We start from the raw sequence: 11,569 nt of genomic DNA, 5'->3' as shown, positions 1-11,569 counted from the left end.
ATCTTCTAAATCTTTAAATGATTCTGTAAAACAACTATCCATAATATCTTTTTGACAGCAAAGATACTAAGTTATTTTTAAATGCGAACGCCGTGATGTTTAATGGGGCAAAGATAATAAATTACTAATTATTATGTATCTTTGCGCCCAATAAAATAGATAATATATGGGAAGTAAGAATAAACTTAAACGTTTTGAAGAAAACAAGACTTTTGCTAATGTTATACAGCCTTCGCGAGAGGAGCTTTTAACCAATACTTTTGCTTATAAAGGGAAGTGGAATGAGTTGTATTTTAAGAATGATAACCCTATTGTTTTAGAATTAGGCTGTGGTAAAGGCGAATATTCAGTAGGCTTAGCTAAGCGTCACTCCGAAAAGAATTTTATAGGTATTGATATCAAAGGAGCGCGCTTTTGGAGGGGAGCTAAGACCGCTATAGATCAGCAAATAGCCAACGTAGCTTTTCTTCGCACCCAAATAGAACTCATAGAACAATGTTTTGCGCCTGAAGAGGTGAGCGAAATATGGATTACTTTCCCCGATCCTCAGATAAAATACAAACGCACTAAACATCGGCTAACAAATGCTGATTTCTTAGCCCGTTATCAGCATATTCTAAAACCAGAAGGCTATATACATCTGAAAACTGACAGCGAATTTATGCACGGCTATACTCTCGGGCTGCTACACGGAGCCGGACATAAGGTGCTGTATGCTAACCATAATATCTACAATAGTGATGGGGTACCTACAGAAGTTACCGAAATCAAGACTTTCTACGAGCAGTTTTATTTAGAGCAAGGCAAACCTATCACTTATATCAGATTTCAGCTAAAACGAGATTAACAAGCTACTTTTTAAGAGCAATCACCCGAATGGTGCGCTTAACTTGTTCTGCTATAGCGCGAGCTTGTGCGACCTCAGGGTTTACAATTGTAACGTGTCCCATCTTTCGGAAGGGGCGCGTTTCTTTTTTGCCATAAATATGCGGAGTTACCCCCTCCATTGCTAATATCTGTGCTATATTTTCATAGACAACCTCTCCTTGCTCGCCTTCAGCTCCTACAAGATTTACCATTACACCAGCTACTTTGCTTTGGGTACTTCCTAATGGAAGCCCTAAGATAGCTCGCAAGTGTTGTTCAAACTGATTAGTATAAGCAGCCTCTATGCTGTAATGACCAGAGTTGTGTGGGCGTGGAGCCACTTCATTTACTAATATCTCATCGTCTGCTGTTTGAAAAAGTTCAACAGCCAAAAGCCCTACTACTTCAAAAGCCTCTGCTACTTGCACTGCTATGGCTCTTGCTTTCTGGGCAACAGCATCATCTATACGAGCGGGACAAATAACGTATTCTACCTGATTAGCTTCAGGGTGAAACTCCATTTCTACCACCGGATAAGTACATACCTCTCCTTGACTGCTTCTTGCTACTATTACCGCTAATTCTTTAGCAAAAGGTACTAAGTTTTCAGCTATACATTGTCCATCAGGCAAGCCATTAAGGTCGGTAAGCTGGCGTACTATCTTCACACCATTACCATCATAGCCAAAACGTGCAGACTTCCATACAAAAGGCAATTTTAGCGTGCCTGCTTCAGCAGCTGTACGTAAATCGGTAAGAGACTCAAATACACTAAAGGGAGCCGTAGGAATACCATTAGCGGCATAAAATTGCTTTTGCACAGCCTTGTTTTGTATCTGCCGAATAGTCTGCGGACTAGGGTATACTTGCACCCCTTCAGCTTGCAGCTTTTCAAGGGCATCAACGTTTACATTCTCAATTTCTATAGTGAGTACTTGCACATCTTTGCCGAACTGATAGACGGTATCAAAGTCGGTCAGGCTACCTTGCACAAAGGTATTACTACCAATGCGGCAGGGCGCTTCAGCAGAGGGGTCGAGTACTTTAGTGGCAATATCAAATTTGCGAGTTTCGGTTAAGAGCATCTTGCCAAGCTGTCCTCCACCGAGTATGCCGAGGGTAAAGTCTGATGAAAAATAGTTAGTCATAGTTAAAGTTATTTGTTTTTTATCTCTCTAATCAGGTATATATATACAGGGAAGTGGTCTGAATAGCCCCAAGTGTAGTTGCCGTTTGCCATACTGCGGAAAGGATATCCTTTGTAGCGTCCTTTAGGGTTTGCCAAATAAGGACGGTTGAAAATACCGGCTTTCCAATAGCGGTAACTGCTCTTGTCTTCTTTTAGTAGGTCGTAAGTGAAATATATTTGGTCAAAGAGATTCCAACCATCTTGGTAGGCGAGAGTCCCCATTCCTTTCTTAAGCATTGCCTCCATAGGGTTGAAGAGCTCACCGGGCTTAACATCTTCTTTTTTATCTTTAGTTTTAAGTATATTTTTAAATCCGGAGTTAATAGGGTCGTCATTAAAGTCGCCCATCGACATTATCTTAGCATTAGGATTTATCTTTAGCAGCGAATCAATAATCTGTTTATTAAGAGCGGCAGCTTTTTCGCGCATAGGGCGACTTTTAGCCTCTCCTCCTAAGCGTGAAGGCCAGTGATTTACGATAAAGTGTACTTCTTCGCCATCTAAATCTCCACTAACTAATAGCTGGTCACGAGTGTAGAGGGGTTTACCGTCTTCTTTGGTCAGGTATAGAGGGTGTGCTTTAGACGATGAAGGCTTAAAAACTCCTTGTTTGTACAGAAGAGCCACATCTACCCCACGTGCATCAGGCGATTCGTAATGCACAATACCATAATTATATTTTTTCAGGTAAGGTGTATTGATAAGGTCGGTTAGTACCGCATCGTTTTCTATCTCGGCAACGCCTATTATATCCGGAGCGTGATGAGTAACATCAGCACCGATTTCTGAGAGTACCTTTGCTATCTTTTGTACGTGGTCGTTATATACTTTTGAAGTCCAACGGTCAGCCCCATTAGGGGTACGGTCGTCATCAAACTTATGTGGGTCATTGATGGTATCAAAAAGGTTTTCTACGTTATAAAAAGCTACGGTTCTTACCATAAATTTCTTCGGTTGTGCGTTTACATACGCTAGTGCCAACAAGCACCATACTAAAATTAAATTTCTTCTCATTATATTGGTCATTAATCAGTCATTAGTTATATTATTACCTAAAAATTCTACTAAAAAAGCCCTTTTTCTTTTCGGGTTCTTCTTTTTGTTGGGTAGCACTTTGGGTGTTAGGGTTCATCACATCGTCTATCGAAATCTCATCGTCATCATTGTCTATATCGTGCAGCTTACCCTTGCGCTCATACAGGCGATAATGTACATCACCAGCGTATATAGTATCTTTGGGCGGAGCACTTAACAGGCGGTCTATAAAGCCCTCGCGTACTACCGACTCGCATTCTAATACCTCACTGCGTACCTCATCACTCACTTCAAAAGTAGCTTTTGTAAGCGAATTGAACTGGCGATTGCGGTTCAGCTGTTGTATAAATAGAGCAGCTATAGGCAAAGCCGAGTTAGCTCCTTGTCCTATACGGGTACTGCGGAAGCCTATTTGCTGGTCATTACCCACCCAGCTAATCATCACCAAGTTAGGCAACATTCCGGCGAACCAACCGTCTTTGTTGTCTTGGGTAGTACCAGTCTTACCTGCCAAATCGTTGGTAAGCCCGTACTGTCCACGCATACGGGCAGCGGTACCCTCATTTACGGTCGCACGCATCAGCTGTATCATCTTTTGGGCTGTAGTCTCACTGATGGCAGCCTCTTGTTTAGCAGGCTTGTGCTGCCATATCACTTTCCCTTTTTTATCTACTATTTTTTCTATGAAATAAGGTTGCGAAGGCACTCCTTTATTAGCAAAGGTAGTAAATACTTTCGCCATTTCTATAACCGGTAGTTCTGCTGAACCTAAGGCTATTGAGGGTACTTGGGGCAGAGGGGTCTTCACTCCCATCTTATAGGCTTTTTGGATAACATTTTGCAGTCCTGCGTAGAAGAGAGTCTGCACAGCTATAGTGTTCAACGATTCTTTCAGCGCCTTGCCTATCGAATAATAAGTGCTGGGGTCATCGTCTGTAGCTGACGAGTTGCGAGGTGTCCAATACTTCTCATCAGCATAGGTAAGAGCGCGTGGCGAGAAGTGCGAACATACAGGCATTCCCATTTCTAAGGCAGTAGCATAGACGATAGGCTTAAATATCGACCCCACCTGCCGCTTGCTTTGTAGTACATGGTCGTATTTAAAATGCTCAAAATCAACACCTCCTACATAGGTCTTTACAGCGCCTGTCTGAGGGTTTACACTTACGAACCCCGTGTTTAGCAAGCGTATATAGTGCGAAAGACTATCGAGGGTGCTGTGCTGCTGTACCTTGTCTTCTTCGTAAAACGACAATTCCATATTTTTCTTTTCGCTCAGCTGCTTCCATATCTCCTCTTCAGTTAGGTTTTTAGCTTTCAGTTCTTTATAGATAGGTAGTCGTTTTACCTCCTGCTTAAACCAATCGCTGTCTAAGTTCCAAGGCGCTTTTTTGCCATAAGCCTGCTCAAATTCTTTTTGTAGGCGGGCTAAGTGCTTCTTTACAGCCGTTTCGGCGTATTCTTGCATCGTATAGTCGATAGTTGTGTAGATGCGAAGTCCATCTCTGTAGATGTTGTAAGGAGTGCCGTCTTCTTTTGTGATATTTTTCAGCAGTTCGGGCAGTTGTAAGCGTATTTGCTCGCGCAAATAGGGGGCAACGCCTTCACTTACTATAGTGTTGTAGTTTATTTTCAGGTTATCTTTAGTTTGTGCAGCAAAGTCTTCATCTGTCAGATAGCCGTTTTTTTTCATTTTAGCCAATACCGTATTCCGACGCTCCTCACTGCGTTGGGGGTACAGACGAGGGTTGTAGTTGTTATTCGCCTTTAGGGTGCCTATTAGGGTAGCAGCTTCGTTAAGGGTCAGCTCCTTAGCAGGTTTGTTAAAAAAGCGATACGAGGCACTCTCTATGCCGTAGGTATTATCGCTAAAAGGCACAGTGTTTAGGTAGAGGGTGATAATTTCTTCTTTGGTATAAACGCTCTCTATGCGCCTTGCGATAATCATCTCTTTTATTTTGTGTACAGGCATCGTCAGTTTGCCATAGCGTTCCCCGCGCCCAAAGAGGTTTTTAGCCAATTGCATCGTTAGGGTACTACCTCCTCCTGAAGAATCATCTTGCAGCAAGAGTGTTTTAAAGAAAACCCTAAAAAGACTCTTAGTATCTATGCCGCTATGGTCGTAAAAACGCTCATCTTCAGTAGCTATAAGGGCGTTGATAAGGTAAGGGGGAAAGTCTTTGTATTCTATACGCGTACGGTCGAAGATAAAAAACTTACCTATGCAAACGTTGTTATCGTCGTAGATAAGGCTGGCTTCGGCTTGTCGAAGCTCTTTAAGTTCCTGTTTGGTAGGCAGTTTGCCAAAAGCCCCAAAGTAGATGAGTAGTATCAGTAGCAGTAGGCAACCCAAGCCGCTACCTATAATGATGCCTCCCCATTTCAGGTAAGATTTTCGCGAAGTGCCGCGCAATGAGTAGATACCAAAAGGTATGAGTACTATAGCGGCTACAGCGGCTATCCAAAGGGTTTTGAGGCAATAGCGCAACAGGAGGTACAGTTTTTCGCCTATCCACACACATCCCTCTAGCACACGCGAAAGCCCTGTGCCCAGAAAGAGCAGACACGCTACCGCATACTTTTTATAAGGTATATTTTTGTGCATTAGCTTCTTTGATTTAACCATTTCAGAGTACAAAAGTACAAAACAATTATTAATTAGCAAATTTGCCAATTATAAGTTGATATATTTATCGAAATAGTTAGCTATATTTTTCAGTTCTTCGCGATAGAGGTCATCTTCTTTTTCTGAGAGGATACCATAGCCGTAACGCCTAAAAGTCTGTAGCACTTCCGAGAGGGCATCGGTTATCAGTTTTACGGTTATCAGTACCGTATCTTCGTGATAGTTAGAAATGTATAACCCTAAAAGCTGACTGTGGTTACTTTCCACTATCTGGGCTATTTCGGCAAATGAATAGCTGTGGGCGTCTTTTTCTAAGATAAGCACACGCCCTGTTTCTTTTATAAAAGGGGTTTCAGCCAGTTGCAGTACAAAGTCGCGAAGCTGATAGCAGCCCATCAGGTGCTGTACTTCATCTACTACCGGCAGCATATCTGTCCGATGCGCCGCAAAAGCCTCCATTACCGCATCCCACGAGGTGCTTACCGACACGCTGTAATGGTCAAAAGCGTAGCGGTACTCGCTGATAAGAGCCTCATCAGACTCTTCTGCGATAGTATTTTTGCTTAGCACGCCTACTAATAGGCCCTCTTCGCACACGGGGAGTGACGAAAGACTATGCGCCTCAAAGAAAAGTTTTGCCTCTTCTACCGAGCGTGTTATTTCTATGTATAAAGAATGTGTGGTCATTAATAACAATCTGTTTTTATTTGTCCATTGTTCTCAAAGTAACTCAAGGGTTTGCGCAGATGGAAATGACAGACCTCTTCCAAAGTTTCCTTTACGGCTTTAAGCATCGCCATCGAACCGCAAATCATCACTACCCCTCCTTCGGCTAACAAGTTAGCAAAAAACGAACCTTCGCGGTGAATGATGTCCTGCACGTAAAACTTGTCTCCTTCTCGCGAAACGGCCTGCCAGTAGGTACTGATTTTTCCTTCTTCTATATAAGGGTCTATATAAGGGCGATACAACTCTAAAGAGGCTTCACGCCTACAACCCCATACTAAGGTAAGAGGCTTTTTGTCGGTATTCTCCTCTATCATTCCAAGGAAAGGCGCCATACCGGCTCCATTGGCGATACATACCACTTGGGGTGCTTTTTTAGGAAAATGAAAATTCGGATTAGGCTCTATCACAGCACGCAATGTTTCGCCTATAGGCAGGTCGTTTAGCAAGTTCGATACCACCCCTTGCGCAACCAGCTTAACGCTTAGCCATATTTCTTCGCGATACTTGGCTATAGAGTACAAACGTTCACGACCATCAGCAGGAGTAATGCCCAATAGGTCACCCGATTCAAAAGCCACATTCTTAAGCGGTTTTAGGCGTACTAAGAAAATATCATCGTCCATCACAGGCGTTCTCTCTACTACGGCAAATTCAGCGCGTTTGCGCTTTTTACGAGTCAGGAAGTCTGACGGCAAACGCAGGTTGAGGTCTTGGGTAGCACTCCACTTTTCTGCCCACTGCCTAAAGGCGTCTACCGACTGGTCGCTTATGGTGTGCAGCGGCGTCATCGCCTTGGCTTGTGGCTCTTTGGCTAAGAGTACATCTACCTCTTTGGCAAATCGGCAAAACTCAGGATACGAAAGCGACCCAAACCCGACCACCGTATAGCCAAAACTCTGCACTATAGGGTGTTTCTTCCAAAGCTCAGCAAAACGAGTCCCCGTCATAGGGGCATCGCCATCGCCGTAAGTACTCGCAAAAATAAGCAATTGTTCTAATTGCGGATAGTTGCCAAAATCGTTCATATCAGCTATATAAGAGCGTTTGCCTTGCCTTAGCAGGTCATCGTGTACAGCGCGTGCAAACTCGCGAGTGCTACCACCCTCAGTACCTACTAACACTATGTATTCACACACTTCTTTAGCAAACGGATTTACGCTCTTTTTGCGCCTTTTCAGCGTGATAGCAAAACCCGAATAGATAAAAAATAGTATAGCCAAACAGCTGATAAATAGCAGAGTAGCCCAAATATAATGCCCTTTGCCTATGTGTAGGGTGCGCACTAAGTAAGCCAACCCTTTAAAAGGAGAGGTCGAGGTGCTGATAATCTCACCTGTAAACTGATTAACAATCACATTTTTATTGATAAAATCTATCTTATACACCTCTTCAACATCTTCAAAAGCAGGAAACTCTACCGAACGCACTTCAGACAGGGGTACGTTGAAGACCTCAAAATCAGTGTAAGCTCTTGCGGGTTCTTCCGATAGGGTAGAGGCATCGTACTCGTGTTGAGGTTTAAATTTAGGTACAATTCCTATGGTTTCCAGCGTCATATACACACCCGTAAGGCAAATGACAAAGATAAATACCAGCATCCAGCGCCCTATAGCCGAATGGTAATGAGCTAGAAAACCCTCTCCTTCGGGCAGTTTTCTAAAGAAGTAGCGCCAGCGTTGCTGTTTGCGTACAATCAGCCATATACCCGATAAGGCTATTATTGCAAAGCACAACGCCGTGATTCCCATTATTACCCGTCCTGTTTTGCCCATATAGAGCGAGCGGTGCAAGGTTTTAACGAACTGTATAAACTTCGAAGGCTTATAATCTCCCTCCATTACCACGCCCGATTGCGGGTGTATAAATAGTTTTTTACCCTCCGATGTCTCTACTTGCACAAAGTGATTGCGGTCTATTGTTAGCTTGAGGGCATCTATCTTCTTCTCTTTTAGGGCGACAATGGTTTGGGCAAGAGTCGCCTTTTCAAACTCTGCACTTTTGTAAGGCAACGTTTGGTTATACACCGATTCACCTGCTAAGATAGCCCCTGTAAGAGCTCCCAGCAATATGAATACCCCCGCTATTAGGGCAATTATTAAATGAAGTTTTCTAGCCATTTGTCAATTAGTTACATCTTGGTTCATCAGCCATAAGAGCTTCTTCAATTCTTATTTCTTCAAGGCGTTTTAGTTTCTTTTCTTTTACAAAATCGTATAGATAGTAATAATCATCAAAAAGTACTATAGCAACGTTCTCTCTTACGTATTCTATACTATTATATTTAGGTTCAGCTATTATTTCTCCTTTCATATTGATAAGACCTATACCGCTATCAGTATAGTATTTAGCAACCCCATTTTTAAAGGAGCTTACCCCTCTATTAGTAAACTCAATCGGAATCACTACCTCATTTTTTAGGTTGATATACCCCCATTTACCATCTTTGCGTACAGCAGCCAAGCCTTCGCTAAAATTACCGACTTCTTTATATTCTAACGGAATTATTACCTTGCCATAGCCATCTATATAGCCCCATTTACCACCTTTTTTAACTGCGAAAATAGCATCATCACTCCTATTGTTTCTTAAAAAATTGTAGGTGTCTAACAAATTACCATTCAAATCATAGACCATATACTTACATTCCTTACGTACCCCTACTATGTAAGTATTGTCAGAAGGTTCAATCACATTGGCATCAAAATCTTGAATAACAGGTTCTCCTTTAAGGTTGATATATATGTAATCTCTCACTTCCCTTACTTTAGCCAAACCTTGTCGAAAAGCGAAAGCATCTCTGTAGGTAGCAGGTATCACCCATTCATTTTTAGTATTGATATATCCCTCTTTGCCATTCAATTTTGCTACAATAGGAATATTGTCATCTATCTCATCGGTGTAAATCCAGCGATAGCTTATAGGAATAACTTCTTTTCCTTCAGAGTTAAAAAGACCTGTTTTATCATTAAGAGTTACTGTATAGCCATTTTTGTTAGAGTTTATAAATGAATATTTTAAGGGGAGTATTATAGTACCTTTTTCAGAAACCACCCCATACTTTCCATTCTTCTCAACAATAAACTGACCTTCACACCCAAATCTTATAGAGTTATAAGTCCCTTTAAGAATGGGCTGTAAATTTTCGTTATATACCGAACAGCCTTTTGCTTGCTTACAAGCAATGATGTATGGTTGTTTTTCTTTTATAGAATTAAAAGTAGGGGCTAACACTGTTTTCCCCTGCAAATCTACCAATCCTAACTTACCCTTTTCTTCAAAGATAAAGTATTTAGGTTGTGCCAACCCCGTAAAGCCACACAACAGCAAGACTAATTTGAATATTTTCATATTTGCTAATTTGTTAAAGGTTAAAATTTCTTCGAGGCTCTCCCCAAAGTTTTTCGTGTATGCTAACCGTCACCTCTCCCCATCCTGCTGACCATCCCATCTCCCCGTCCTGCTGACCGTCACCTCTTCCCATCCTGCTGACCATCCCATCTCCCCCTTTGAAGGGGGCTGGGGGGATGCTAATCGCCAAATCGTCACCTCTCCCCGTCCTACTGACCGTCACATCTCCCCCTTTGAAGGAAGTCCGCGAGCTGGCGCAGCGGAGTATGTTAATCGCCAAATTGTCAAATTTGCTAATTCCCTAATTTGCTAATTTGTTTAGCACGAGTTATAGGCTTGCGCCAGTGGTGGGTAAAAAAGGCTTCTCTTCTAATGTTTCTAAATTGAGTGTGCTAAAGTTGTCATTTTTATATATAAATAGCAATGAATTGTTGAAAAACTCACTAAACCCTACTCTTCCTAATTTGTATTTTTTGTATGAAAAATCATTGCGATTGACGATGAACAACCAATTGCCATCTAACAAATAAACCGCTATGTAATCAGGATGATCAGAAAGACATATTGAAAAAAGTGTTTTGCCACTAAGTTTTTCTTTTTCTTTAAAATTGATACACCAAACTTCCTCGTCCTCATTGTTCATATACACTAAGATGTTACTGCCTAAATAGTAGTAACCTTTGTTGTCGCAAGCTACTTTACAATCAGATATACGTATTTTTTTATCAGTAGGTATGGCTGAAAACATAAGTGTATCAAAGTTGAATTTGTACAGATTAGGCTGTCTGAAAGCACTAAAATACACCGAATTACTCGCAGGATGATAAGCAGTGTTACCCCATTGTGTTTTTTCGTCGAGAGTAGCTATTACTTTACCCGTTTCGGCATCTACACAAAAAGGGTTCCCATAAATATTCTTATAAATATCGCTTTCAGTTACTGAAAACACTTTGCTACCTTCTCTATCAAGAGAGGGATAGATAAAAGTATGATTATAAATGGTATTTGTTATAGTTTTTTTATCAACATCAACCATAAGTAATGGTTCATTAGTGCCAATACTGCGAGAAACAGCTATGGTTTTTCCGTTATCAGCTATAGCCCTAACCATATAATCCTTGTATAAAGAATCTTTTAGCACACAAAATGCTTTTTCTTTATCAAAATCCCGACACCAAATACCCTCTTTCCCAAAGTAGTATCCACGCCAAAAATATATTCGTCTGTTAGTAAAATCTGTAATTATACTCATTTTATTGATTTGCTAATTTATTAATTTGTACAAGGCTCTCCCAAAAGTTTTTCGTGTATGCTAACCGTCAAATCTTCCCGTCCTACTGACCGTCACATCTTCCCGTCCTGCTGACCGTCACATCTCCCCCTTTGAAGGAAGTCCGCGAGCTGGCGCAGCGGAGTATGTGCAAGGGGGGATGTTAATTGTCAAATCGTCACCTCTCCTCGTCCTACTGACCATCCCATCTTCCCGTCCTGCTGACCGTCACATCTTTCCATCCTACTGACCGTCACATCTCCCCCTTTGAAGGGGGCTGGGGGGATGTTAAGTTTACAAATCGTCATCTCTCTCCATCCTGCTAACCGTCACCTCTCCCCATCCTATTGACCGTCACATCTCCCCCTTCGAAGGGGGCTGGGGGGATGTTAAGTATCTCCCCCTTTGAAGGAAGTCCGCGAGCTGGCGCAGCGGAGTATGTGCAAGGGGGGGATGTTAATCGCCAAATCGTCAAATCGTCAAATCGTCAAATCGTCAAATCGTC

8 protein-coding genes are annotated in these 11,569 nt (G+C 42.0%); 1 reads left to right on the top strand and 7 read right to left on the bottom strand.

The features are described 5' to 3' along the window. Positions 1-166: 166 nt before the first annotated feature. Entirely contained in the window at positions 167-847 is a 681-nt protein-coding gene (gene trmB, locus C8P65_RS10990) for a tRNA (guanosine(46)-N7)-methyltransferase TrmB (protein ID WP_107782840.1), read from the top strand. A gap of 4 nt (positions 848-851) precedes the next feature. Here trmB and purK read toward each other — a convergent pair whose 3' ends face one another. The 7 genes from purK to C8P65_RS10950 all read right to left on the bottom strand — a co-directional run bounded on the left by purK (position 852) and on the right by C8P65_RS10950 (position 11,046). Continuing rightward, on the bottom strand, positions 852-2,015 hold the full coding sequence (gene purK, locus C8P65_RS10985; protein ID WP_107782839.1) for a 5-(carboxyamino)imidazole ribonucleotide synthase: 1,164 nt from the start codon (positions 2,013-2,015) through the stop codon (positions 852-854). An 8-nt stretch (positions 2,016-2,023) separates the two neighbouring features. Continuing rightward, complete coding sequence (locus tag C8P65_RS10980; protein WP_107782841.1) at positions 2,024-3,070, bottom strand: endonuclease/exonuclease/phosphatase family protein; 1,047 nt, start codon at positions 3,068-3,070, stop codon at positions 2,024-2,026. A 34-nt stretch (positions 3,071-3,104) separates the two neighbouring features. Beyond that, positions 3,105-5,696 carry a transglycosylase domain-containing protein gene (locus C8P65_RS10975; protein WP_107782838.1) on the bottom strand — a complete coding sequence of 864 codons (2,592 nt, stop codon included), beginning with the start codon at positions 5,694-5,696 and terminating at the stop codon, positions 3,105-3,107. Between the two features lie 69 nt (positions 5,697-5,765). Continuing rightward, on the bottom strand, positions 5,766-6,404 hold the full coding sequence (locus tag C8P65_RS10970; RefSeq protein ID WP_107782837.1) for a CBS domain-containing protein: 639 nt from the start codon (positions 6,402-6,404) through the stop codon (positions 5,766-5,768). Continuing rightward, positions 6,404-8,563, bottom strand: coding sequence for a PepSY domain-containing protein (locus C8P65_RS10965; protein WP_107782836.1), 2,160 nt, complete (start codon positions 8,561-8,563; stop codon positions 6,404-6,406). Before C8P65_RS10965 ends, C8P65_RS10970 begins: the two co-directional genes overlap by 1 nt. A gap of 7 nt (positions 8,564-8,570) precedes the next feature. Then, positions 8,571-9,794, bottom strand: coding sequence for a WG repeat-containing protein (locus C8P65_RS10960; RefSeq protein WP_107782835.1), 1,224 nt, complete (start codon positions 9,792-9,794; stop codon positions 8,571-8,573). Positions 9,795-10,122: 328 nt separating this feature from the next. Beyond that, positions 10,123-11,046 carry a hypothetical protein gene (locus C8P65_RS10950; protein WP_107782833.1) on the bottom strand — a complete coding sequence of 308 codons (924 nt, stop codon included), beginning with the start codon at positions 11,044-11,046 and terminating at the stop codon, positions 10,123-10,125. Positions 11,047-11,569: the final 523 nt, after the last annotated feature.

This window comes from Capnocytophaga leadbetteri (assembly GCF_003054025.1).
In the GTDB taxonomy this organism is placed as follows: domain Bacteria; phylum Bacteroidota; class Bacteroidia; order Flavobacteriales; family Flavobacteriaceae; genus Capnocytophaga; species Capnocytophaga leadbetteri.
This window is presented reverse-complemented; position numbering and strand designations above follow the sequence as displayed.